The sequence below is a fragment of the Clostridium ljungdahlii genome (genome assembly GCF_001636845.1).
GTDB classification, from domain to species: domain Bacteria; phylum Bacillota; class Clostridia; order Clostridiales; family Clostridiaceae; genus Clostridium_B; species Clostridium_B ljungdahlii_A.
Genome location: NZ_LITT01000065.1, coordinates 43,059 through 66,663 on the forward strand (window position 1 = coordinate 43,059; position 23,605 = coordinate 66,663).

Sequence of the window (23,605 nt, forward strand, 5' to 3'; positions counted from 1 at the left end):
ATAGAGGTTAATTTTGTATTTAATTTTAGTTAATTATATGTTATACTTTATAAGGTCGAAAATATATATTTTCAATAATAGGGAGGGATATAATGTTTGCTTTTACTCCAAAAGAAGACAAATTCTATGAATTCTTTGTACAAACTGCAAATATTGCCTATACAGAAGCAAAATTGTTGTTAGATTTTTTAAATAACTTGGAAAATTCAGAAGAAAATTTAAAAAAATTAAAAGAGGTGGAACATGAAGGAGATAAAAAACAGCATGAGATATTGGAACAGCTAAATAAGACATTTATTACCCCAATTGATAGGGAAGATATATATACAATAGCAAACGACATGGATAATATTATTGATTATATGGAATCTACAGCTAGTAGATTTGTTATGTTTAATGTAAATGAATGCACGGAAGACGCTATTTTATTAAGCAAAATGATAGTTCAGTGTTGTAAGGAACTTATCATTATAATGGAAGAATTAAAAAATATGAAAACAAGCAAACAGTTATCAAAGAAAATAATAGAGGTAAATAGGATAGAAGAAGATGGAGATGTAGTTTCAAGAAAAGCTATTGGTGATATATTTAGAAAAGACATGGAAGTTATAGATGTCATAAAATGGAGAGAAATATATCAATATCTTGAGGATACTTTAGATGCCTGTGAGGATTTAGCTAATGTTATTGAAGGAGTAGTAATGAAAAATGCCTAGTACTTTAGTAATAACTATTTTAATAGTTGTAATTGCAGTTATATTTGATGTTATTAATGGTTTCCATGATAGTGCTAATGCTATAGCCTGTGCTGTATCTACAAGGTCTTTATCTTTAAGACAGGCCGTTGTAATTTCTGCAGTTTTAAATTTTGCAGGTGCTTTTTTAAGCGTTTCAGTCGCGGAAACTGTGGGAAAAGGTATAGTTGATCCTAATAACATAACTCAGGAAGTAATTATAGCAGCTCTTGTTGGAGCTATAATATGGAATTTAATAACTTGGTATTTTGGAATACCTAGCAGTTCTTCCCATGCCCTTATAGGAGGATTAGTAGGATCAGCAATTATATATAAGGGTACATTTCTAATTGTCAATTGGTCAACTCTTTTTTGGAATGTTATTTTATGGCTCATATTGTCACCAGTAATAGGATTTATAGTGGGATTTATTCTTATGAATATAATAAAAGCATTTCTAGTAAATACGAGGCCTTCTACTGTAACAAAAATATTTTCAAAAGCTGAAATTTTTTCTACCATGTTTTTAGCTCTAAATCATGGTGGAAATGATGCTCAAAAAACTATGGGAGTTATAACTATGACTCTTGTCAGTGCTGGGTTTATAAAAGAATTTTCAGTACCTACATGGGTAAAAATAATCTGTGCACTTGCTATGGCATGTGGAACTGCAATGGGAGGAAAAAGGATAATTAAAACCATGGGTTCTAAAATGGCTAAAATAGTGCCTGTAAGTGGTTTTGCAGCGGAAATGGGATCTTCTGTGGTAATATTAACAGCTACTATGTTTCATTCACCTGTTAGCACAACTCATATAATAAATTCAGCTATAATGGGAGTTGGTTCAGCTAAAAGACTTTCAGCAGTTAGGTGGTCTGTAGTTAAAGATATAGTTATAACCTGGGTATTTACTATACCAAGCTGTGCTGTTATTTCAGGAATTGTACTGTTTTTAATAAATTTACTATAATTTTAACAAAATCTCTTCTATTAATTTAGGGAGATTTTTTATTTAAAAAGTTTAATAATTGACTAAATATGCATATTAGGTTATATTCTAAATGTATGTTAAAGTTTCTAGAGTTTAATGGTGTAACTCAATAGATTGAAAGTGTCATATCATAAATTTTAGCCGGGAGTTGTATAAATGGGAAGTAAAATAAAAGCAATTAAATATGAAAGCATTGCTGAGGAAATGGGCATAGAAAAGGGAGATTATCTTTTATCCATTAATGGAGAGAAAGTCAAGGATATTATAGATTATAAATTTTTGATAAGCGATGAGTATATTAAAGTTGAAATAGAAAAGCAAAGTGGAGAAGTGTGGGATTTAGAGATAGAAAAGGAATATGATGAAGAGCTGGGATTGGAATTTGAGGAACCTATTATTGATAAACCTAAAAGTTGCCATAATAAATGCATATTTTGTTTTATAGATCAGATGCCAAAGGGAATGAGAGATACCCTTTATTTTAAAGATGATGACTCAAGATTGGCATTTCTTCAAGGAAATTTTGTGACACTTACTAATATGAATGATGAGGACATAGATAGAATAATTAAATATAGGATAAGTCCTATAAATGTATCTGTACATACTACTAATCCAGATCTTAGAATTAAAATGATAAATAATAAATTTGCTGGCAATATATATACATTATTAAAAAGACTTACCCAAAGTGGTATAAAAGTAAATTGTCAGATAGTATTATGTCCGGGTATAAATGATGGATCAGAATTTAAAAGAACTGTAGAGGATTTGTATAGATTATATCCTGAAATCACAAATGTGGCAGTGGTTCCTGTGGGAATTACAAAGTACAGGCATAACCTTTTTAAATTATCTAGATACGATAAAAATTCTGCATCTAACCAATTAAAGATTGCAGAAGAATTGCAGCGTAAATATATAGAAGAAATAGGAGTTCCTTTTGTAAGATTATCTGATGAATTTTATCTTATCTCTCAAACCAAGATTCCAAGCTGTAATTTTTATGAAAATTACAGCCAATTGGAAGATGGTGTGGGTATGGTAAGACTCTTTAGGGATAATATCTCAAATCAGCTTAAAAATTTAAATAAAGATGCACGAGGATCATTTACATTTTTAACTGGGGAATTAGCTTATAGTGAAATAAAACATGCAGCAGAAAAAATAATGGAAAACAACCCAGATATAATAATTGATGTAAAAAAAATAATAAATAATTTTTTTGGCCATACTATAACTGTGGCAGGGCTTATTACGGCAAGAGATATAATAGAACAATTAAAATATAAGACCTTAGGGAAAAACATAGTAATACCGGAATGTATGCTTAGAAAAGGATATGAGCTTTCAAATTCAGATAAAAGGGTATTTTTAGATGATATAACTTTAGATGAATTAGAAAAAACTTTAAGTAGAAACATACTGGTATGTGATTATACTGGAAATGATTTAATACAGATTATAAATGAAAACAGTGAGGTGGAATAACTAATGGGAAAACCAATAGTTGCTATAGTAGGAAGGCCTAATGTAGGTAAGTCTACGTTATTTAACAAATTAGCAGGAAAGAGAATATCTATAGTGGAAGATACACCTGGAGTTACGAGAGACAGGGTGTATGCTGAGGCAGAATGGTTAAAATATAATTTTACCATAATTGATACAGGTGGAATTGAACCTGAAAGCACTGATGTAATAATTTCTCAAATGAGAAGGCAGGCCCAGGTGGCAGTGGAAACTGCAGATGTAATAATATTTATAGTAGATGGAAAAGAAGGGGTTACTGCAGCAGATAGGGAAGTAGCCCAAATGCTTAGAAAAAGTAAAAAACCAGTTGTACTTGTGGTGAATAAAATAGATAATATAAATCAAAATGATTATGTTTATGAATTTTATAACTTAGGTATAGGAGAACCTATGGCTATATCTGCATCACAGGCATTAGGACTTGGAGATATGCTGGATAAAGTGGTGGAAAACTTTAAAGATGATGAAGATGATGATATAGACAATGAGTATATAAAAATAGCTTTTATAGGAAAGCCAAATGTAGGAAAATCATCTCTTATAAATAAATTGTTAGGGGAAGAAAGAGTTATTGTAAGTGATATTCCTGGAACCACAAGGGATGCTGTGGACAGTTACCTGGAAACGGACTATGGAAAGTTTTTACTTATAGATACTGCAGGCCTTAGAAAAAAGAGTAAGGTTAAAGAGGAAATAGAGAAATATAGTGTAATAAGAACTTACACTGCAATAGAGAGGGCAGATGTGTGTGTGCTTATATTGGATGCAGTTCACAATATAAGTGAGCAGGATGAAAAGATAATAGGCTATGCTCATGAATTAAGTAAATCTATTATGGTTATAATTAACAAATGGGATTTAATAGATAAGGATACAAAAACAGTTGACAAATATAAGACGGAAATAGGAACAAGTCTTTCTTTTATGCCATATGCTCCTTATTTATTTATATCTGCAAAAACAGGACAGAGAGTGAATAAGGTTTTACAACTTATAAGAGAATGCTATGACAATTACTGCAAAAAGATAAAAACAGGAGTGTTAAATGACATAATAAGTAAAGCAGTTATGATGAAAGAACCTCCTGTTATATTGGGTAAGAGATTAAAAATTTACTATGTAACTCAAATAGGAAATAAACCTCCTACTTTTGTATTTTTCGTAAATGACCCTAGCTGTGTTCATTTTTCTTATAGAAGGTATATCGAAAATCAATTGAGAGATAACTTCGACTTTACGGGAACAGGGATAAAGTTAGAGTTTAGGGAAAGGAAGGAATAATTGTGTATTCATCTGTATCTTTTTTGGGAGGGGGAAGTTTTGGAACGGCCCTCTCAGTTATACTTGCAAAAAAAGGTGTAAAGGTAAACTTGTGGGATAGAAATGAAAGTATAGTTGAGGATATAAATGTAAAGAGAGAAAATATAAGGTATTTGCACAGTGTAGTTATTCCACAAGATGTAAAGGCCTCTAATGATGCAAAGGATGTAATTGAAAAAGGAGAAGTCCTGGTGTTGTCAGTACCATCCCAGGCAGTAAGAGAGGTTCTGATAAATTTTAAAAACTTTATAAGGGAAGATCAAATAATTGTAAACATAGCTAAAGGTATAGAAGAAAAAAGTGGAAAGAGACTTTCTAAAGTTATACAGGAAGAACTACCTTTAAATAAGGTAGTGGTACTTTCAGGACCAAGCCATGCGGAAGAAGTAGCTAGGGATATACCAACTACAGTAGCTGTGTCTTCAGAAAATATGGAATATGCCAAAAAAATTCAAGATTTGTTTATGACAAATAAGTTTAGGATATATACAAATGAAGACATTATAGGAGTGGAAATTGGAGGAGCAGTTAAAAATGTAATTGCACTTGCCTGTGGAATTTCAGATGGTATAGGTTATGGAGATAATTCAAAGGCAGCTCTCATGACTAGGGGAATTGCTGAGATAGTAAGGATTGGTGAAAAATTAGGAGGCAGAAGGGAAACCTTCTCGGGACTTACAGGTATAGGTGATCTTATAGTCACTTGTACAAGTATTCATAGTAGAAATCGAAGGGCAGGTATACTTATAGGACAGGGGATTCCTGTAAATAAAGCAGTAGAGGAAGTAGGAATGGTAGTAGAAGGTATAAAAGCTTGTAGAGCTTTTTATGAATTAAAAGAAAAATTAAATGTGCAGATGCCAATAACAGAGGCACTTTACAGCATACTGTTTCAAGGAAAAGAGCCTAAGTATACCGTATATGAGCTTATGACCAGAGCAAAAAAGGATGAAGTGTATTAATCAATAATATTAGTAATAAAATATGCCCAATAAAAATATATATATACTGATAATATTAGATTATTGGAGGGTATATTTTGGAAAATTTTGATATATACAAAGATATTGCAGACAGAACTCAGGGGGATATATATGTAGGTGTTGTGGGACCTGTAAGAACTGGGAAATCAACTTTTATAAAGAGGTTTATGGAAATAATGGTTCTTCCTAACATAGATAATTCCTATAAAAAACAGAGAGCTAAAGATGAACTTCCACAAAGCTCCTCAGGAAAATCTATTCACACTACAGAACCTAAATTTGTACCAAATGAAGCCATAGAGATAAATTTAAATGAAGGAACTAAATTTAAAGTTAGAATGGTAGATTGTGTTGGGTATATAGTTAAAAGTGCAGCTGGATATATGGAAGGCGAAGAGGCTAAAATGGTTACTACTCCATGGTATGACTATGAAATTCCTTTTGAAGAAGCAGCTGAAATAGGGACGAAAAAAGTAATAAATGAGCATTCTACTATAGGACTTTTGGTTACGACAGATGGTTCTATAACGGATATAGAGAGAGCAGATTATGTTGAAGCAGAGGAAAGAGTGGTTAATGAACTAAAATCCATCAATAAACCATTTATAATGGTGCTAAATTCTCAGCATCCGTTTGATCCTGATACGGTAGCCTTGAAAAAAGAGTTAGAAGGTAAATATGATGTGCCTGTCCAAACTATGGATGTACTTAATATGAAAGAAGACGACATAACAAATGTATTTCAAAGAGTACTTAAAGAATTCCCTGTTAAAGAGATAAATATTGATATGCCGGAATGGATAGAAAAAATGGATCCATCACACTGGCTGAAGCTAGATTTTATAGGACTAGTAAAAGATATGTGTAGTAATATATATAAGGTTAGAGATATAACAAAGTCACTAGAAAGTTTTAAAGATGTAGAATTTATTGGAGAATCTATGGTAAGAGAAATAAATATGGGAGAAGGTACTGCCAGAATTGATTTAACACCTAGAAAGGATCTTTATTATAAAATATTGAGTGAGATCTGTGAGAAAAAAATCGAAGGTGAAAGTGACTTATTAAACATAGTAAAAGAAATGCACAGTGCAAAAGTGGAATATGATAAGATAGCAGGTGCATTAAAGGAAGTAAAGGAAACAGGTTATGGACTAGTTGCTCCACAACTTTCTGAAATGAAATTAGAAGAGCCTGAAATTGTAAAACAGGGAAATAGATTTGGAGTAAAATTAAAGGCAAGTGCACCTTCACTTCACTTTATTAGAGCAGATATTGAAACCGAGATTTCTCCTATTATGGGTACAGAAAGAGAAAGCGAAGAGATGGTTAAATCTCTTTTGGAACAATTCGAAAGCGATCCATCTAAAATATGGCAGAGCAATATGTTTGGAAAATCTCTAGAGATATTAGTGAAAGAGGGATTACAAAATAAGCTTTATAAAATGCCAGAAGATATTCAAATTAAAATACAAAAAACACTTCAGAAAATCATAAATGAAGGTAATGGCGGATTAATATGCATTTTACTTTAATGTTTCATCATGTATTTTATTTTACTTAAAAGTACCTATAATGGCGTAAATTTTAACATCTGTGCTTTTAAAATTTAGGACTTTAGATGATTTTGATATTGTCTAGGGCCCTAAATTTTTGAGTATAATTACATAGCTCAAAATAAATTTTATTGAACATTCCTGCAGGTTTGTTTGTTGGAGATATTTTATGGTATAATCATTTTAAATCTTGCTTTTAAACTTAGGTTTATAATAGATCAATTGAAACTAAAGTACTCATAAGTTTTTCTTGAAATTGTTATTAATATGTATGTATAATAAAATGTGGATTGATGAGGCTTCATGGAAGGATGAAATTATAATGATTAAAAGTATGACTGGTTTTGGAAGAGGCACTATAGAAAGTGAGGAACAAAGTTTTATAGTGGAGATAAAAAGTGTAAATCATAGATACTGTGATTTAAATATTAAAATGCCAAAAAGTCTTATGCCTCTGGAAGACAGAATGAGAAAAATTATTCAGCAAAAAATAAACAGGGGTAAAGTAGATGTTTTTATAACTCAAATGAATTTTGAAGATCAGTCTACAAAGGCTGTACTAAATGAAGGTTTAGCTAATAGCTATGTAGAATGTTTAAATGCTATTAAGGAAAAATACAATATAAAGGACAATATATCTCTCTCACTTATTTCCAAATTCCCAGAAATTATAACTGTAAAAAAGGAAGATGCTGATCTTGAAAATATATGGAAGTATTTATTAACTGCTTTTAATGATGCATTAGAAATGCTAGTGGGTATGAGAGAAAAAGAGGGGGAGAAACTAGAAAAAAATATACTTGAAAAATGCAGTTCTATTCAAACTTTACTAAATACTATAGAAAATAAATCTTTTCAAGTAGTAAAGGAATATAAAGAAAAGCTTTCAGAGAGATTGAAGGATTTGCTGGATAAATATCCAGTAGATGAGAATAGAGTTGCAATGGAAATAGCACTATTTGCAGATAAATCTTGTATTGATGAAGAAATTGTAAGGCTAAATAGCCATATAGTACAATTTAAAGAGACTTTAACATTGAAGGAGCCTGTAGGAAGAAAACTTGATTTTATACTACAGGAAATGAATAGAGAGGCAAATACAATTGCTTCTAAATCAACAAATTTGGATATAACTAAAGTTACATTGAATATAAAAAACGAAATAGAAAAAATAAGAGAGCAAATACAAAACGTGGAGTAAGATAGGAGGAAATGTATGGGTATAAAATTAATAAACATAGGATTTGGAAATATTGTTTCAGCAAATAGATTGGTGGCTATAGTAAGTCCAGAATCCGCTCCCATAAAGAGAATAATTCAGGAAGCAAGAGATAGGGGAATGCTTATAGATGCTACTTATGGAAGAAGAACAAGAGCTGTTATAATAACAGATAGTGATCATGTGATACTTTCAGCAGTTCAACCTGAAACTGTAGCACATAGATTGTCTTCCAAAGATGGTGAAGATGATATTGGTGAGGTTGAGGAATAATGTCAAGAAAAGGATTGCTAATTGTCATATCAGGACCTTCTGGAACTGGAAAAGGTACAGTTTGCAAGGCATTACTGAAAAAAAATGATTTTTGGATTTCTACTTCAGTTACTACTAGGTCTCCAAGAAAAGGGGAGGTAGATGGAGTAAATTATTATTTTTTGACTGAGGAGACTTTTAAGGATAAAATAAAAAATAAGGATTTTTTAGAGTATGCTAAAGTTTATGAAAACTATTATGGTACACCTAAGTCTCAAGTTTTGAAAGCTATAGATGAAGGAAAAGACGTAGTGCTTGAAATTGATATTCAGGGAGCCTTAAAGGTAAAAGAAAGCTATCCAGAAGGGGTGTTTATATTTATACTTCCGCCTTCAATGAGGGAACTTAAAAACAGGATTATAGGTAGGGGAAGCGAAACACCTGAGTCCTTGAATCTAAGATTTAAGTCAGCTTATAAGGAAATAAATTATGTTTCAAAATATAATTATGCGGTTATAAATGACACTGTAGACAATGCAGTGGAAAATATAGAGAGCATAATTACAGCTGAAAAATGTAGAGTAGACAGGATTAAAGATGAGATATTAAATTCTAAGGAGGGTATTTTATATGAATAATTCAATGATAAATCCATCTATTGTGGATTTACTTAAAAAGGTAGATAATAGGTATACTTTAGTTACTATAACAGCTAAAAGGGCAAGACAACTAATCCAGGATTCGGAACCACTTGTAGATGTAGATTCAACTAAACCAGTTACTATAGCCATTAATGAAATAGATCAAGATTTGATTACCTATGAAACTGTAAAAGAGGGAATTAAATAATGGTAAATGGCAAGAAAACAGTTGTCATAGGGGTAACTGGTGGAATAGCAGCTTATAAAGCACTGGATGTTATAAGTAAGCTGAAAAAAAAGGACTTTGATATAAATGTAATAATGACAAAGTCTGCTGCAAAATTTGTTACTCCCCTTACTTTTCAGACTTTAAGTCAAAATATAGTACACACTGATATGTTTGAAGAACCACGAGCTTTCGAAATACAACACATTTCTCTTGCAAAGAAAGCAGATTTGGTAGCAATAGTTCCTGCTACGGCTAATATAATAGGAAAGGTTTCAAGTGGAGTAGCAGATGATCTTCTAACTACAACTATAATGGCAACTAAGGCTCCTGTAATTTTTGCCCCTGCTATGAATACAAATATGTATTCCAATCCAATCTTGCAGGATAATATAAATAAGCTTATGAAGTTTGGATATGAATTCATAAAGCCAGCTGTAGGAAGATTGGCATGTGGCGATAGTGGTGAAGGAAAACTTCCAGATGCTGATTTTATAGCTCGAGTAATTGAGAGTATGCTTTATGGTATTAAGGACTTACGGGGAAAAAAGGTTCTTGTAACCGCAGGGCCGACTATAGCAGATATAGATCCAGTAAGATATATAACAAATAGGTCTTCAGGAAAAATGGGTTATTCCATAGCTGAAGAGGCTAGGGACAGAGGTGCAGATGTAACTTTGATATCTGGACCTACAAAGCTAAGTATTCCATTTGGAATTAATTTTATAAATGTGAGGACAAATGCACAGATGTTAAAGGCTGTGCTTGATAATTTTCAGAGACAAGATATAGTAATAAAAGCTGCTGCAGTATCTGATTATAAAACAAAAGATTATTCCAAGAGGAAGATAAAGAAAAGTGAAGATGAATTTTCATTAGCTTTTATTAGCGATGTGGACATATTGAAAGAGATTGGAAAGTTAAAGAAAAATCAAATTCTAGTTGGATTTGCTGCTGAAAGCAATGATCTTTTGGAAAATGCTTCAAAGAAGTTGAAAAAAAAGAATCTTGACTATATAGTTGCCAATAATATAACGGCATCTGATTCTGGATTTGCTTCAGAGGACAACAAGGTAACAATATTATCAAGGGATGGAAAAAAGGTAGATTTAAATAAGATGAGTAAAAGAGAAGTTGCTCGAAATTTATTTAATATACTATCCCAAAGGTAATTTGATTTATCTAAAATATCGGTTTAAATATTTGAGAGGGGTTTAAATTTAAAATACCTCTCTTATTTAATGTTTATATAAAGGGTGATTTAGTGTATACATATGCAGGTATAATTGTAAACAATAGTTCTGTAAAATTAGATAAAATTTTTACCTATAAAATACCAGATAAATTAAGTGGAAAAATTAGCATAGGTTTTAGAGTAAAAATACCTTTTGGTATGGGAAACAATAAATTAGATGGATTTGTAGTTAGATTGTATGAGGATGATATAGAAAATAGGAAGATTAAAGAAATAAGTGATATATGTGAAAAATTCCCACTTTTTACGAAAGAAGATTTGACTCTTATAGAAAAAATGAGAGAAATATACTTGTGTACATATCTAGAATGTATAAGAGTATTTATTCCAAGGGGAACACTTAAAGGAATGAAGAAGAAAAAGGAAAACTTAATTTATATTGGTAAAGCTTTAGAAGGAAACTTTAATAAGAAACCCTACATAGATATATATAAGGTAGTAAAAGAAAACAATGGAGTATACACTAAGAATTTTATAAGCAAAAATTATAAATTGTCCTTGTCATCTATAAATACTATGATAAAACATGGATTTCTTGTGATTAGTGAGAAAACTGTAGATAGGTATGATGTAAGACAGTATAGAGCGTATTCTAAAAAGGTACTGAATAGTGAGCAGCAGCATGCAGTAGACAATATAATAAACTCAGATAAAAACATATTTTTGATTCATGGAGTCACAGGTAGTGGTAAAACTGAAATTTACATGCATCTCGTTGAGAAGGCTATGGATAAAGGTAAAGAATCCATAATACTGGTGCCGGAAATTGCACTTACTCCACAAATGGTTGAAAGATTTAAAGGAAGATTCGGAAAAAATATAAGTGTATTTCATAGCAAATTATCAGATGGGGAAAGATATGATGAATGGATGAGGGTAAAGCTTGGCCAGGTGAAAGTTGCAATTGGCGCAAGATCTGCGGTATTTCTTCCATTTAATAACTTAGGACTTATAATAATAGATGAAGAACATGAGTGGAGCTACAAATCAGACAGTAATCCTAAATATAATGCTAGAGAAATTGGACAGATGAGATGTAAACAATACAATTGTAAAATGATACTTGGCTCAGCCACACCTTCTATAGAAACGTATTATAAATGTAAGACTGGCGAAATTGAACTTATAGATATAAAAAACAGAGCAGATGGGGCACTTATGCCAGAAGTTGAAATTGTAGATATGCGACAGGAACTTATAAATAACAATAAATCTATATTCAGCAGGGAACTTTATCAATATATTTGTAATAGACTTTCAAAGGGAGAACAGATAATATTGTTTTTAAATAGGAGAGGCTATTCCACCTTTGTTTCTTGCAGAAAATGTGGTTATGTATTTAAATGCAATAATTGTGATATATCCTATACCTATCACCAGAATCAAAGAAAACTTGTTTGTCATTATTGTGGAAGCAAGATAGAAATACCTAAAGTTTGTCCTAAATGTGGTAGTAAATATGTTAAATATTTTGGTGTGGGAACAGAAAAGGTGGAAAACCAGATAAAAGCTTATTTCCCTAAAGCAAGGACACTTAGGATGGATTTTGATACTACAAGAAGTAAAAATTCTTATGAAAATATCTATAATACATTCAAACAGGGAAAAGCAGATATACTTATAGGAACTCAAATGGTAGCAAAAGGTTTGGATTTTAAAAATGTAACCCTAGTAGGTGTAGTGGCTGCAGATTTATCCCTTAACTTGCCGGATTTTAAATCTACAGAGAGGACATATGAACTTATAACCCAAGTCTCAGGAAGGGCAGGTAGAGGAGAAAAGCCTGGAAAGGTAATTATTCAAACCTATAATCCTGAAAATTACAGCATAAGATATGCAGCTAAAAATGATTACGGTAATTTTTATAAGGAAGAAATTGGAATAAGGGAAAACATGAATTATCCTCCATTTGCAGATATACTTCTTATAAATATGAATAGTAAAAATGAAAATGTATTAATAAAAAATATACAAAATGTTGGTATATTCTTAAAAAAACTTCTTGAAAAAGATGATAGAATTAAAATATTAGGACCATGCCCTTGTCAAATATCGAAAATAAAGGAATTGTACAGGTGGCAGATAATATTAAAAGGGAAAATAACCATAAATATTGCACAAAATGTTAAAAAAGTAGTTTATGATTTATTGAAAGATGTTTATAATGATATAAGAGTTAGTATAGATAGAAATCCTAACAGTATGTTGTAAGATATATTAATTTAGATGCAATTATCAATATAAAACAGGGAGGAGTTGAATAAGCCGCAAAAGATCTATCAATTATATTAGATCTCATTGAAACGGCAAATAATATGGCTTTGAGAAATGTCAGAAAATATGGAGATAGTATATTAAGAAAAAAAAGTAGAAAAGTAGAGGAAATAAATGAAAGGATCCATGTATTGTTAGAGGACATGGAGGAAACCCTTTATGAAGAAGATGGTGTAGGACTTGCAGCACCTCAAGTGGGTGTTTTAAAGAGAGTTATAGTTATAGATGTTGGAGAAGGAATTTTAAAACTAGTGAATCCAGAAATTATATATTCTGAGGGTAAAGCTATAGATATAGAAGGATGCCTGAGTATACCTGGAAGTGAAGGGGAGGTTGAAAGGCCAGAGAAAGTAAAGGTAAAAGCATTAAATGAGAAAGGTGAAGAGATTATAATAGAAGGCGAGGATTTGCTTGCCAGAGCACTTTGCCATGAAATAGACCATTTAAATGGCATACTCTTCATAGATAAAATCATAAAAAAAGGTGAGGTAACGAGGTAATGAATATAGTTTTTATGGGAACACCTGAATTTTCAGTGCCATCTTTAAAAAGACTGATAGAGGAATTTAATGTTAAAGCTGTATTTACTCAACCGGATAAGCCAAAGGGAAGAGGTAAAAAGTTATCTTTTTCCGAAGTTAAAGAAGAGGCGCTTAAACGCGACATTCCAATATATCAACCTTTTAAGTTAAAAGATGATGCAGAGGCAATTTCTGCTTTAACAAAAATAAGGCCAGATTTCATAGTGGTAGTTGCCTATGGACAAATACTTACAAAGCAAGTGCTGGATATACCTAAGTATGGATGCATAAATCTTCATGCATCTCTTTTACCTAAATATAGGGGAGCAGCACCTATAAATTGGTGTATTATAAATGGAGAAAGCGAAAGTGGAAATACTACTATGTTTATGGACACAGGGCTTGATACAGGAGATATGCTTTTAAGCAGCAATGTTAAAATTACAGATAATATGACAGCTGGTGAACTTCATGACATTCTTATGGAAGATGGAGCAGAGCTATTGGTGAAAACATTAAGAGAATTAGAAGAAGGAAATATTGCAAGAAAAAAACAGGGAGAAACTACAACTGAATATGCTGGAATGTTGAACAAGAGTATGGCAAAGATAGATTGGAAATTAAATTGTAAAGACATAAAAAATTTTGTAAGGGGTTTAAATCCGTGGCCTATTGCATATACTCAATATAAGAATGATAATATGAAAATATATGAAGTGGAGTGCTTAGATGAAAGTTATGATAAAGAACCAGGTTGTATAATAGATGTATCCAAAAATGGAATTAAAGTTGCCTGTGGAAGTGGCACTATACTCATAAAGAAAATACAGTTTCCTGGAAGAAAACCTATGAATGTAAGTGAATACATAAAGGGACATTCTGTGGAAAAAAATATTGTATTAAAAAAGTAATTGGTGGAGGTGGTTAACCTATGTTTTTCTTTGACAGCAGTTTTATTATACTTATTCCTGCGATTTTAGTAGCAGCCTGGGCACAGTATAAAGTATCGTCCACTTTTAATAAATATTCAAGATATAGAAGTCAAAATGGATATACAGGTGCTCAGGTAGCTAGGATGATTTTAGATGGCAGTGGTTTATATGATGTACCAGTAGAATTGATACCAGGAAAACTCAGTGATCACTATGATCCTTCAAAAAGAGTTATGAGACTTTCAGAAGAAGTTTATTATGGAAATTCTGTGGCGTCAATTGGGGTTGCAGCTCATGAAACAGGGCACGCAATTCAACACAAAAACGGGTATGTACCACTTATTATAAGAAATTCCATTGTACCTGCAGTTAACTTTGGTTCTAGTGCATCCTGGATACTATTTTTAGCAGGAATTGTTTTAGGAATTAAGGGACTTGTGAATATAGGTATAATTTTATTTACTTTAGTAGTTTTGTTTCAGATAATAACTCTTCCAGTAGAATTCAATGCATCAAGTAGAGCATTGAAAATATTAGAAAGAAGAAATATATTATATTCCGATGAGTTAGTTGGGGCTAGATCTGTTTTAAGTGCTGCCGCAATGACCTATGTAGCTGCAGCGTTAACAGCTATAGCTAATTTATTGAGACTTATATATATAAGTAGAGACAGAGATTAAAAATATATATTTTAGACATTTTAAAGAAAATAGGCTAGCATACTCACTGGCTATTTCTTTGAAAATGCCTTAAGTTAGAGGTAAAAAGATGAATGGAGCAAGAAGTACGGCTGTAGAAATACTTAATGAGGTATTGGGAAGTAATGCATATTCTAATAAAATTTTAAATACGTATTTAAATAAGAATAATTTAAACAAAAAGGATAGGGCTTTAGTTACTGAAATAGTATATGGTACTTTAAAATATATGTATACTATTGACACTATACTAGGTAATTTCATAAAAAGTAATTTAAAGAAGATGAATATAGATATAGTAAATATACTGAGAATTTCTATATATCAACTCAGGTATCTAGATAAAATACCTGAGTTTGCAGTAGTAAATGAGGCTGTGGAACTTTCGAAAAAGAAATCAAAGGGGCTCTCAAAATTAGTCAATGGAGTCCTAAGAAATTACTTAAGAAATAAAGATAATTTGCACTGTGAACATAAGGACAATAAAATAGATAACCTGTGTTTTAAATATTCCTTTCCAAGATGGATGACTTTGCTTTTCATTCATCAATATGGAGAAGCTGTAGGTGAGAGTATATTACAATCACTTAATTACATACCTAAAGTTACAGTTAGGGTTAATGGATTAAAGATTGACTATAAAAGTGTTTGGGATGAACTTTTAAAAAATGGATATGACATAGAAAAAGGTGAAATATGTAAAGAAGCTGTAGTAATAAATAGAGGCAGCAATATAGAGGAAAATCCACTTTTTAAAAAAGGATATATAACAGCACAGGATGAAAGTGCCATGCTTGTAGCACATATTGTAGGCCCGGAAGAAAATATGACCGTGCTTGATATGTGCAGCGCACCTGGAGGAAAGTCCTGTCATATGGCAGAACTTATGAAAAATACAGGAGTAATATATGCTTATGATTTACATGAGAATAAATTAAGATTCGTAGAAGAAAACGCAAATAGAATGGATATTAAAAACATAAAATGTAATAAGTTAGATGCGGAAAAATATGTAGAGCAGTTTGAAGCTACAGCAGATAGAGTGCTAATAGATGTGCCATGTTCAGGACTAGGAATAGTAAGAAAAAAACCTGAAATTAAATGGAACAAAAGTATGAAGTCTTTAAACAGCCTTATAAATGTTCAGAGAAAAATTATGTTAAACGCTTCAAGGTATGTAAAAGATGGTGGAAAACTTATATACTCTACTTGTACCTTAAATAAAAGAGAAAATGAAGATAATATAAATTGGTTTATTAGAGAAAATCCCCAGTATGAACTAGAAAAAATTTATTGTGGTGATTTTAACAACATAATTTATCATAAAGAGGGATATATAACTATATTGCCTGATGATAATATGGATGGATTTTTTATTGCAAAAATGATAAAACATAGGTAGGTGCAATATATGGATAATATTCTTGATTTTGATATGGAAGAATTGAAAAGTTGGATGAATGACAATTGTGAAAGTGAATTCAGAGCAAAACAGATAATGGACTGGATATATAAAAATGGTCAATGCGATTTTGACAATATGACCAATATACCTAAGAAGTTACTAGAAAAGTTAAAAACAAATTTTTACATAGGTGCTACTGAATTAGTTAAAAAATGTGAGTCAAAATTTAAAGATACTTTCAAATTTTTATATGAATATAAAGATGGAAATATGGTGGAAACTGTAGTTATGAAATATAAACATGGTAATTCCATATGTATTTCAACCCAAGTAGGATGTAGGATGGGATGTAAGTTTTGTGCATCTACAATAGATGGAATGGTTAGAAACTTGACAGCAGGAGAAATGTTAGGTCAAATTTTAAAATCCCAGAATGAAATAGGAGAGAGAATATCCAATATAGTTCTTATGGGAAGTGGGGAACCTCTAGATAATTATGAAAATGTGTTGAAGTTTTTAAAAATAGTAAATTCTGAGTACAGTTTCAACATAGGCCAAAGACATATAACCTTGTCAACTTGTGGTATAGTACCTAAGATAAAGGATTTAGCAGATAGGGATCTTCAGATAACTTTGGCCATATCACTACATGCTCCAAATGATATTATGAGAAAAAAAATAATGCCTATTGCAAATAAATATTCCATAAAAGATATAATAGATGCATGTAAGTATTATATAGAGAAGACAGGTAAAAGGATATCTTTTGAATACGCTTTGGTAAGTGGAGTAAATGACAGTTTAAAATGTTGTGATGAATTAACTGAACTTATAAGTGGATTATTGTGCCATGTTAATTTGATACCAGTCAATGAAGTTAAGGAAAATAACTTAAAAAAATCTTCTTCTGATGATGTAAAGAAATTTTACCATAGGTTGATTAAGAATAAAATAGAGACTACTATAAGAAGAGAAATGGGTTCAGACATAGACGCTGCTTGTGGACAATTGAGGAGAAGTTATTTAGAATCGAAAAAGTTATAGAGAGGGTGTAGAAAATGGTGGGGATCTTATCAGATGTAGGTAAGGTAAGAAAGCTAAATGAAGATTTTGTAGATTTCTATAATGGTAAAAATTTTAACTTATATGTAATAGCAGATGGAATGGGTGGACACAATGCAGGAGAGGTAGCCAGCAGAATTGCTGTGGAAACAACCATTTCTTACATGAAATCAAACGAAACATCAAATATGGAGGAAGACTTATTAAAAGCTGTAAGTGTAGCAAATGATAAAATTTATGAACTTTCTATTAGCCACAGTCAATTTGGTGGAATGGGGACAACTATAACAGTCTGCCTTGTAAAAGATAAAGATATGATAGTAGCAAATGTAGGGGATAGTAGTTGCTATGTTGTAAAATATGATGGTATAACAAAAGTGACTAAAGATCACTCTTTAGTACAACAACTGGTGGATGAAGGTAGTATAACTGAAGAAGAAGCGGCAATTCATCCTAATAAAAATATAATAACAAGAGCGCTTGGAACTAATAAGTCTGTAAAAGTAGATATATTTAAAGTAAATTTAGAAGATGTAAATAGGGTAATAATGTGCACTGACGGACTATCTAATGGAGTAAATATGAACGAAATGTATGATATAATAATGAATAACAATAACGAAGATGCTTGCAAGCAGCTAATAGAACTAAGTAAACTTAGGGGTGGAAAGGATAATATATCAGTTATTGTATTTGAAGGAGAGTGTAAAAAATGATAGGGACTATGCTAGGGAATAGATATGAGTTGCTTGAAAAAATAGGAGAGGGAGGTATGGCTATTGTTTATAGAGCCAAAGATCACCTCTTGAGCAGAAATGTAGCTGTTAAAATTCTCAAAGAAGAATTTTCAAGTGATGGAGAATTTGTAGATAAATTTAAAAGGGAAGCAGCAGCAGCAGCAAGTCTTTCAGATAATAATATAGTGAACATATATGATGTAGGTACACAGAAGGATATAAACTACATAGTAATGGAATGTGTTATTGGAAAGACTTTAAAACAAGTAATAAAAGAAGAAAAGAAAATACCTCCTGCAAGGGCAGTGGAAGTAGCTATTCAAATAGCTAAAGCTTTGAAATGTGCCCATAAGAATAATATTATACATAGAGATATAAAACCTCATAATATTCTTGTGACAGAAGATGGTATAGTAAAAGTAACGGACTTTGGTATAGCTAAAGCCTCAGATTCAGTTACAATAACTAATTCTAATAAGATAATGGGTTCCGCACACTACTTTTCCCCAGAACAAGCAAAAGGAAGCTTTGTAGACTTTAGAACAGATATTTACTCCCTCGGCATAGTTATGTATGAAATGGTTACAGGACGTGTTCCCTATGATGCAGAAAGTCCTGTGTCAATAGCACTAAAACATATACAAGAACCTGTAGTTCCACCAAATCAGTTAAATGAAAATATACCAGATAGTTTAAATAGACTTATTCTGAAAGCTGTGGAAAAAGAGCCTATAAGAAGATATCAGACAATGGAAGATATGTTAGTGGACTTGAAAAAGATAGAAAATAATCAAAAAATCAATTTAGCAGATGATGACTTAAGTGGCGATATGACTAGGATAATGGATCCTGTAGATGTAAACAATGCTTATAAAAATGAGGACGATTATGATGATGAAGTAGAGCCAGCAAGAAAACCAGTTAAATTAAACTTAGATCCTAAAAAGAAAAAAAGGATATTGACCACCGCAATAGGTGTTCTTGTAGTTGTAATAGGCATAATTTCAGGATATATTTGGTATAACAAGGTATATAGCAGCGGAGACATAACTGTGCCGAGTATTGTAGGCATGAAACAGGATGATGCCAAACAGTTAGTAGAAAGCAAAAAGCTTAATTTTGTAGTAGGTGGCAAAGAAAAAAGTGACAAACCAGAAGGAACAGTAATAGATTGTTTCCCTAAATCAGGAACAAAGGTAAAATCAAACTCAGATGTAAGGGTAATTATAAGCAGTGGATCTGATTCACTGACTGTTCCAAACTTAGTTGGAGTAGATTTTGCCACTGCAAAGGATATTATATCAAACAGTGGACTTACTTTGGGAAATGTATCTTACAAACACAGTGACGATGTAGCAGAAGGAGATGTTATAAGTCAGGATCCTACAGCAGATAGTAAAGCTCAAAATGGCACAAAAGTAAATCTTGTGGTAAGCAAGGGAGCAGATGTAAAATATGTAACAGTACCAGATGTTTCAGGCAAAAACATAGAAGAAGCAGCTTCTATAATGGCAAGTTCAGGACTTAAGGTTTCTAGAAATCCGGTAACTACTTCAGATAAATCTCAGAGTGGAGTTGTAACAAGTCAAAGCATAGGAGGATCACAGCAAGTTAAGGAAGGCACTACGGTAAGCTTAACTTATTATGAATATAAAGAAACTCAAAATGATCAAAGCAGTAATTTAGGAACTCAACATGGAGGAAAAAACACTGGAAGCAGCGGACAAAGTAAGGATGAAAACAGCACAGGCAGCGGAAGCGAGTCTAGTGGAAATAAATCTGATAGTGGAAGCGGCACAGGCAATTCTTCTGATGGAGGTACAGGAAACAGTGGAAATACAAGTACTGGTGGTACAGGAAATTCAGATAAAACAAATTAGGAGGAATTTATGCAGGGAACTATAGTTAAGGGTATAGGTGGATTTTATTATATAAAAACAGATAATGGGGTAATTGAATGTAAAGCAAGGGGAAAGTTTAGGTATAATTCACTTTCCCCTATGGTAGGAGATAAAGTGGATATTGCACTAGAAAAAGAGCAGGGAGTTATTAATAAAATCTATCCTAGAAAAACTAAATTGAAGAGACCTGCTGTAGCTAATGTAACTCAGGCACTGGTGGTTTTTGCATTTAACCGTCCTGAAATAAATGAAGATCTATTGAATAGATTTCTTATAAGCTGTGAATTGAATAATTTGAAAATAGTAGTTTGCTTTAATAAGCTGGATTTAGCAGAAGAAAAGGAAAAATCCGATATGGCCAATGCTATGAAAAAAATAGGCTATGATGTAATATTTTTAACGGCAAAAGAGAATCGCGGAATTGATAAAATTAAAGAAAAGCTTAAAGGAAATATTACGGTACTGTGCGGTCCATCGGGAGTTGGAAAATCTACTATTTTAAATGCCATTTCAGGAAAAGAGATTATGGAAACGGGTGAGATAAGCCAAAAATTGAAGAGGGGAAAACATACTACAAGACACAGTGAGTTAATAGAATTGGAGGAAGGGCTTATAGTGGATACTCCGGGATTTTCCTCTCTGGATATATCTGATATATCAGAAGAAAAACTTCAGTATTGTTTTCCAGAGTTTACTGACCTTATAGGAAAATGTAAGTTTACAGGTTGTTTTCATTATAAAGAACCGAATTGCGCCATTAAAGCTTCTGTCGAAGATGGCAAAATAGATAGAAAAAGATATGAGTTTTATATTAAGGTTTTAAATGAAATTATAAGCAAAAAAAAGTATTGAACTGCTCAGATAGCAGTATAAAATTAAGGAGAGAGAAACATATGATAAGAATAGCACCTTCAATATTATCTGCAGATTTTTCAAAATTAGGAGAAGATATAAGAAGTCTAGACAAATATGGGGCCGATTTAATTCATATAGACGTAATGGATGGAAATTTTGTACCGAATATATCTTTTGGAGTACCTATTATTAAAAGCATAAGGCCTCTTACAAAGCTGCCTTTTGACGTACATTTAATGATAGAGGAACCTTCAAGATATGTGGAGGATTTTGTAAAAGCAGGAGCAGATATTATAACAGTTCATTTCGAAGCGGATAGGCATATAGATAGGACTATAAATTATATAAAAAGTTTTGGAGTAAAAGCTGCAGTTGCACTAAACCCAGCTACCTTAGTAGATAATATAAAGTACCTAATACCTTATTTAGACATGGTTCTCATAATGTCTGTAAATCCAGGATTTGGAGGACAAAAATATGTAGAGTATTGTTCTGATAAACTCAAGTACATAAAAGAATTAAGCAATAAATGTAATAAAAATTTAATGATAGAGGTAGACGGCGGTGTTTCAAAGGGCAATATAGCAAAAATAGTAGATAGCGGTGCTAATGTAATAGTAGCGGGTTCTGCTGTATTTAAGGGTGGAAATATAGAAGAAAACATAAGATTATTAAGAAGGGAAATTTAAAATGAAAGCAATTATAGTATCTGGGGGCAGTGCTCCATCTAGAAAATTAATTGAAAAGGAAATTGATGAAGATTCTATTTTGATTTGTGCAGATGGAGGGGCAAATTGTCTCTATGAGTATAAAATTATACCAGATTATTTAATTGGAGATTTTGACTCTATAGACAAGGATGTTTTAACGTTTTTTAAAAGTAAAAAATGTTCTATAGATACATATCCTAGAGCTAAAGATTTTACGGATACTGAAATTGCAGTAGAAAAGTCCCTGGCATTAAAAGCAGACCAGATAGTAATGCTTGCGTGTACTGGAACCAGGATAGATCATGTTTTAGCTAACTTAGGTATGCTTCTAAAATGTAACCGTAGTGGAGTGAAGGCATATATAAAGGATGAACATAATACTATTGAATTATTATGCAAGACAACGACAATAAAAGGATATCCTGGAGAGACCTTTTCCCTCCATGCCTACTGTAATGTAGTCAAAAATCTAAATATAATAGGTGCTAGATATAAATTAAGTAATTATGATTTGGCTTTAGGTGATGCAAGGACGGTATCTAATGAATTTATTCAAGAGGAAGCCCGTATAGTGTTTGACAGCGGTATGCTTTTGTGCATGCACAGCAAGGACTGAACAGACAATAAGACAAACTTTTAATAGTATAGATGATTAAAAGTTTGCAATTATAAAAAGTAGTAACGATATGAAGACATTATGCATATAATAGTATAAAGCAATTTTTAAGGGATAATAACGTGAAAAAGAAAAGCTGTATTAGAAGAAGGACAAAGAAAAAAATAGGATTGATAGCTTTATCTATAGGTGTTGGATTTTTAATGACAGTTATTATCCCAATATGGGGCTGGATAATAGCTGCAGGTATGGGACTAATTTATTGTGGATGGTATTTAATAAGTTATCATAAATAAGGGGGTAGTTTAATGAAAATTATTGCATTTAAGCTTCCAGGAGTTCTATCTGCAATTATAAAATTTTTTACTAAAAAAAAATAAGTACTTAAAAACAAAAATGCAATTGTATATAAACAACTGCATTTTTATTTTTTATATAGCACGCTGAACCTTTCCTGAACGAAGGCATCTTGAACAAACATGTATAGTTTTTGGTGTTCCATTAACTATAGCTTTAACTTTTCTTACGTTTGGAGTCCAAGTTCTTTTAGATTGACGGTGGGAGTGGCTGTATTGTACTCCAAATACTACACCTTTTCCACATATTTCACACTTCTTTGACATTAAAAACACCTCCTTATGAGTCCTCTAAAATTCAAACACCACTTATTTTATCACAGAAAGCATAATAAGTGCAAGTAAATAGTAAAATTTAAGTAAATGTCCTTTTTCATAGAGCTAATATTTCCTTGAATAAATGTTTTATTTAATATAAAATATGTTTATGGTATTATAGAATATAATACTTTAGTAAGGAGGTTTTTGTATGATAGCTAGTATTGCTGGAGAAAATGGTTATATTGACTATTCGGAAGAAGTAGTTGCAAACATAGTTGGATTATCAACTATGGAATGCTATGGAGTAGTGGGTATGGCTTCCAAAAATGCAAAAGATGGCTTTTGGGAATTAATAAAAGGTGGAAGTTTTAATAAAGGAGTAAGGGTTCGCTCTCAAAATAACGAACTTATAATAGAGTTATATATAATAGTGGAATATGGAACAAAAATATCAGTGATTTCAAATAGTATAATACAGAGGATAAAGTATAATGTAGAAAACTACACAGGACTCAAAGTATCAACTATTACAGTAAATGTTCAAGGTGTTAGAGTCTAGGGAGGTAATTC

General features: G+C 31.8%; 25 protein-coding genes. 24 read left to right on the forward strand and 1 reads right to left on the reverse strand.

Going from position 1 to position 23,605, the window contains the following annotated elements; translation table 11 throughout:
• The first annotated feature begins 92 nt into the window (after positions 1 to 92).
• The 23 genes from WY13_RS19750 (at position 93) to WY13_RS21255 (ending at position 22,714) form a co-directional block, all read left to right on the forward strand.
• Positions 93 to 716 (forward strand): DUF47 domain-containing protein, encoded by a 624-nt coding sequence (locus WY13_RS19750; protein ID WP_063557264.1) that lies wholly within the window; start codon positions 93 to 95, stop codon positions 714 to 716.
• Positions 709 to 1,704: an inorganic phosphate transporter gene (locus tag WY13_RS19755; protein ID WP_063557265.1), complete on the forward strand. Its 996-nt coding sequence runs from the start codon at positions 709 to 711 to the stop codon at positions 1,702 to 1,704. Before WY13_RS19750 ends, WY13_RS19755 begins: the two co-directional genes overlap by 8 nt.
• Positions 1,705 to 1,881: 177 nt before the next feature.
• Positions 1,882 to 3,216 (forward strand): DUF512 domain-containing protein, encoded by a 1,335-nt coding sequence (locus tag WY13_RS19760; protein WP_063557266.1) that lies wholly within the window; start codon positions 1,882 to 1,884, stop codon positions 3,214 to 3,216.
• A gap of 3 nt (positions 3,217 to 3,219) precedes the next feature.
• Positions 3,220 to 4,536, forward strand: a complete 1,317-nt coding sequence (der, locus tag WY13_RS19765) for a ribosome biogenesis GTPase Der (RefSeq protein WP_063557267.1) — start codon at positions 3,220 to 3,222, stop codon at positions 4,534 to 4,536.
• Positions 4,537 to 4,538: 2 nt separating this feature from the next.
• Positions 4,539 to 5,537, forward strand: coding sequence for an NAD(P)H-dependent glycerol-3-phosphate dehydrogenase (locus tag WY13_RS19770; RefSeq protein ID WP_063557268.1), 999 nt, complete (start codon positions 4,539 to 4,541; stop codon positions 5,535 to 5,537).
• A 77-nt stretch (positions 5,538 to 5,614) separates the two neighbouring features.
• Positions 5,615 to 7,093: a stage IV sporulation protein A gene (spoIVA, locus tag WY13_RS19775; protein ID WP_063557269.1), complete on the forward strand. Its 1,479-nt coding sequence runs from the start codon at positions 5,615 to 5,617 to the stop codon at positions 7,091 to 7,093.
• Positions 7,094 to 7,436: 343 nt separating this feature from the next.
• On the forward strand, positions 7,437 to 8,315 hold the full coding sequence (locus WY13_RS19780; protein WP_063557270.1) for a YicC/YloC family endoribonuclease: 879 nt from the start codon (positions 7,437 to 7,439) through the stop codon (positions 8,313 to 8,315).
• 15 nt (positions 8,316 to 8,330) lie between these two features.
• Positions 8,331 to 8,606 carry an extracellular matrix/biofilm regulator RemA gene (gene remA / locus WY13_RS19785; protein ID WP_013237916.1) on the forward strand — a complete coding sequence of 92 codons (276 nt, stop codon included), beginning with the start codon at positions 8,331 to 8,333 and terminating at the stop codon, positions 8,604 to 8,606.
• Positions 8,606 to 9,223 carry a guanylate kinase gene (gene gmk, locus WY13_RS19790; RefSeq protein ID WP_063557271.1) on the forward strand — a complete coding sequence of 206 codons (618 nt, stop codon included), beginning with the start codon at positions 8,606 to 8,608 and terminating at the stop codon, positions 9,221 to 9,223. The genes remA and gmk overlap by 1 nt, the downstream gene beginning before the upstream one ends.
• Positions 9,216 to 9,434 carry a DNA-directed RNA polymerase subunit omega gene (rpoZ, locus tag WY13_RS19795; protein ID WP_013237918.1) on the forward strand — a complete coding sequence of 73 codons (219 nt, stop codon included), beginning with the start codon at positions 9,216 to 9,218 and terminating at the stop codon, positions 9,432 to 9,434. Before gmk ends, rpoZ begins: the two co-directional genes overlap by 8 nt.
• Positions 9,434 to 10,624 (forward strand): bifunctional phosphopantothenoylcysteine decarboxylase/phosphopantothenate--cysteine ligase CoaBC, encoded by a 1,191-nt coding sequence (coaBC, locus tag WY13_RS19800; RefSeq protein WP_063557272.1) that lies wholly within the window; start codon positions 9,434 to 9,436, stop codon positions 10,622 to 10,624. Before rpoZ ends, coaBC begins: the two co-directional genes overlap by 1 nt.
• Before the next feature lie 92 nt (positions 10,625 to 10,716).
• Positions 10,717 to 12,918 carry a primosomal protein N' gene (priA, locus tag WY13_RS19805; RefSeq protein WP_063557273.1) on the forward strand — a complete coding sequence of 734 codons (2,202 nt, stop codon included), beginning with the start codon at positions 10,717 to 10,719 and terminating at the stop codon, positions 12,916 to 12,918.
• Between the two features lie 104 nt (positions 12,919 to 13,022).
• On the forward strand, positions 13,023 to 13,481 hold the full coding sequence (gene def / locus WY13_RS19810) for a peptide deformylase (RefSeq protein ID WP_063557274.1): 459 nt from the start codon (positions 13,023 to 13,025) through the stop codon (positions 13,479 to 13,481).
• Entirely contained in the window at positions 13,481 to 14,413 is a 933-nt protein-coding gene (gene fmt / locus WY13_RS19815; RefSeq protein ID WP_063557275.1) for a methionyl-tRNA formyltransferase, read from the forward strand. Before def ends, fmt begins: the two co-directional genes overlap by 1 nt.
• Positions 14,414 to 14,433: 20 nt before the next feature.
• Entirely contained in the window at positions 14,434 to 15,114 is a 681-nt protein-coding gene (locus WY13_RS19820; protein ID WP_063557276.1) for a zinc metallopeptidase, read from the forward strand.
• A gap of 88 nt (positions 15,115 to 15,202) precedes the next feature.
• Positions 15,203 to 16,534, forward strand: coding sequence for a 16S rRNA (cytosine(967)-C(5))-methyltransferase RsmB (gene rsmB / locus WY13_RS19825; protein WP_063557277.1), 1,332 nt, complete (start codon positions 15,203 to 15,205; stop codon positions 16,532 to 16,534).
• A gap of 9 nt (positions 16,535 to 16,543) precedes the next feature.
• The gene (rlmN, locus tag WY13_RS19830) at positions 16,544 to 17,581 is read left to right on the forward strand and encodes a 23S rRNA (adenine(2503)-C(2))-methyltransferase RlmN (RefSeq protein WP_063557278.1); all 1,038 of its coding nucleotides are present in this window, start codon (positions 16,544 to 16,546) and stop codon (positions 17,579 to 17,581) included.
• A 14-nt stretch (positions 17,582 to 17,595) separates the two neighbouring features.
• Entirely contained in the window at positions 17,596 to 18,315 is a 720-nt protein-coding gene (locus tag WY13_RS19835) for a Stp1/IreP family PP2C-type Ser/Thr phosphatase (protein WP_063557279.1), read from the forward strand.
• The gene (gene pknB, locus WY13_RS19840) at positions 18,312 to 20,216 is read left to right on the forward strand and encodes a Stk1 family PASTA domain-containing Ser/Thr kinase (protein ID WP_063557280.1); all 1,905 of its coding nucleotides are present in this window, start codon (positions 18,312 to 18,314) and stop codon (positions 20,214 to 20,216) included. The genes WY13_RS19835 and pknB overlap by 4 nt, the downstream gene beginning before the upstream one ends.
• A 9-nt stretch (positions 20,217 to 20,225) precedes the next feature.
• Entirely contained in the window at positions 20,226 to 21,089 is an 864-nt protein-coding gene (rsgA, locus tag WY13_RS19845; protein ID WP_063557281.1) for a ribosome small subunit-dependent GTPase A, read from the forward strand.
• 41 nt (positions 21,090 to 21,130) lie between these two features.
• Complete coding sequence (gene rpe, locus WY13_RS19850) at positions 21,131 to 21,781, forward strand: ribulose-phosphate 3-epimerase (RefSeq protein ID WP_063557282.1); 651 nt, start codon at positions 21,131 to 21,133, stop codon at positions 21,779 to 21,781.
• 1 nt (position 21,782) lies between these two features.
• Positions 21,783 to 22,418: a thiamine diphosphokinase gene (locus tag WY13_RS19855; RefSeq protein ID WP_063557283.1), complete on the forward strand. Its 636-nt coding sequence runs from the start codon at positions 21,783 to 21,785 to the stop codon at positions 22,416 to 22,418.
• Positions 22,419 to 22,540: 122 nt separating this feature from the next.
• Positions 22,541 to 22,714 (forward strand): hypothetical protein, encoded by a 174-nt coding sequence (locus WY13_RS21255; RefSeq protein ID WP_154104942.1) that lies wholly within the window; start codon positions 22,541 to 22,543, stop codon positions 22,712 to 22,714.
• A gap of 135 nt (positions 22,715 to 22,849) precedes the next feature.
• Here WY13_RS21255 and rpmB read toward each other — a convergent pair whose 3' ends face one another.
• Positions 22,850 to 23,041, reverse strand: a complete 192-nt coding sequence (gene rpmB / locus WY13_RS19860) for a 50S ribosomal protein L28 (RefSeq protein WP_013237932.1) — start codon at positions 23,039 to 23,041, stop codon at positions 22,850 to 22,852.
• Between the two features lie 202 nt (positions 23,042 to 23,243).
• Here rpmB and WY13_RS19865 point away from each other — a divergent pair, with 202 nt between their 5' ends.
• Positions 23,244 to 23,594 carry an Asp23/Gls24 family envelope stress response protein gene (locus WY13_RS19865; protein ID WP_013237933.1) on the forward strand — a complete coding sequence of 117 codons (351 nt, stop codon included), beginning with the start codon at positions 23,244 to 23,246 and terminating at the stop codon, positions 23,592 to 23,594.
• Positions 23,595 to 23,605 lie beyond the last annotated feature (11 nt).

Coding starts and splice junctions, on each gene's coding strand:
- rpmB (WP_013237932.1), bottom strand. CDS start 23,041: ATGTCAAAGAAGTGTGAAATATGTGGAAAAGGTGTAGTATTTGGAGTA.
- pknB (WP_063557280.1), top strand. CDS start 18,312: ATGATAGGGACTATGCTAGGGAATAGATATGAGTTGCTTGAAAAAATA.
- WY13_RS19855 (WP_063557283.1), top strand. CDS start 21,783: ATGAAAGCAATTATAGTATCTGGGGGCAGTGCTCCATCTAGAAAATTA.
- WY13_RS19755 (WP_063557265.1), top strand. CDS start 709: ATGCCTAGTACTTTAGTAATAACTATTTTAATAGTTGTAATTGCAGTT.
- WY13_RS19760 (WP_063557266.1), top strand. CDS start 1,882: ATGGGAAGTAAAATAAAAGCAATTAAATATGAAAGCATTGCTGAGGAA.
- def (WP_063557274.1), top strand. CDS start 13,023: ATGGCTTTGAGAAATGTCAGAAAATATGGAGATAGTATATTAAGAAAA.
- coaBC (WP_063557272.1), top strand. CDS start 9,434: ATGGTAAATGGCAAGAAAACAGTTGTCATAGGGGTAACTGGTGGAATA.
- WY13_RS19835 (WP_063557279.1), top strand. CDS start 17,596: ATGGTGGGGATCTTATCAGATGTAGGTAAGGTAAGAAAGCTAAATGAA.
- WY13_RS19820 (WP_063557276.1), top strand. CDS start 14,434: ATGTTTTTCTTTGACAGCAGTTTTATTATACTTATTCCTGCGATTTTA.
- rsgA (WP_063557281.1), top strand. CDS start 20,226: ATGCAGGGAACTATAGTTAAGGGTATAGGTGGATTTTATTATATAAAA.
- rsmB (WP_063557277.1), top strand. CDS start 15,203: ATGAATGGAGCAAGAAGTACGGCTGTAGAAATACTTAATGAGGTATTG.
- WY13_RS19865 (WP_013237933.1), top strand. CDS start 23,244: ATGATAGCTAGTATTGCTGGAGAAAATGGTTATATTGACTATTCGGAA.
- WY13_RS19750 (WP_063557264.1), top strand. CDS start 93: ATGTTTGCTTTTACTCCAAAAGAAGACAAATTCTATGAATTCTTTGTA.
- rpe (WP_063557282.1), top strand. CDS start 21,131: ATGATAAGAATAGCACCTTCAATATTATCTGCAGATTTTTCAAAATTA.
- gmk (WP_063557271.1), top strand. CDS start 8,606: ATGTCAAGAAAAGGATTGCTAATTGTCATATCAGGACCTTCTGGAACT.
- WY13_RS19780 (WP_063557270.1), top strand. CDS start 7,437: ATGATTAAAAGTATGACTGGTTTTGGAAGAGGCACTATAGAAAGTGAG.
- fmt (WP_063557275.1), top strand. CDS start 13,481: ATGAATATAGTTTTTATGGGAACACCTGAATTTTCAGTGCCATCTTTA.
- remA (WP_013237916.1), top strand. CDS start 8,331: ATGGGTATAAAATTAATAAACATAGGATTTGGAAATATTGTTTCAGCA.
- rpoZ (WP_013237918.1), top strand. CDS start 9,216: ATGAATAATTCAATGATAAATCCATCTATTGTGGATTTACTTAAAAAG.
- der (WP_063557267.1), top strand. CDS start 3,220: ATGGGAAAACCAATAGTTGCTATAGTAGGAAGGCCTAATGTAGGTAAG.
- rlmN (WP_063557278.1), top strand. CDS start 16,544: ATGGATAATATTCTTGATTTTGATATGGAAGAATTGAAAAGTTGGATG.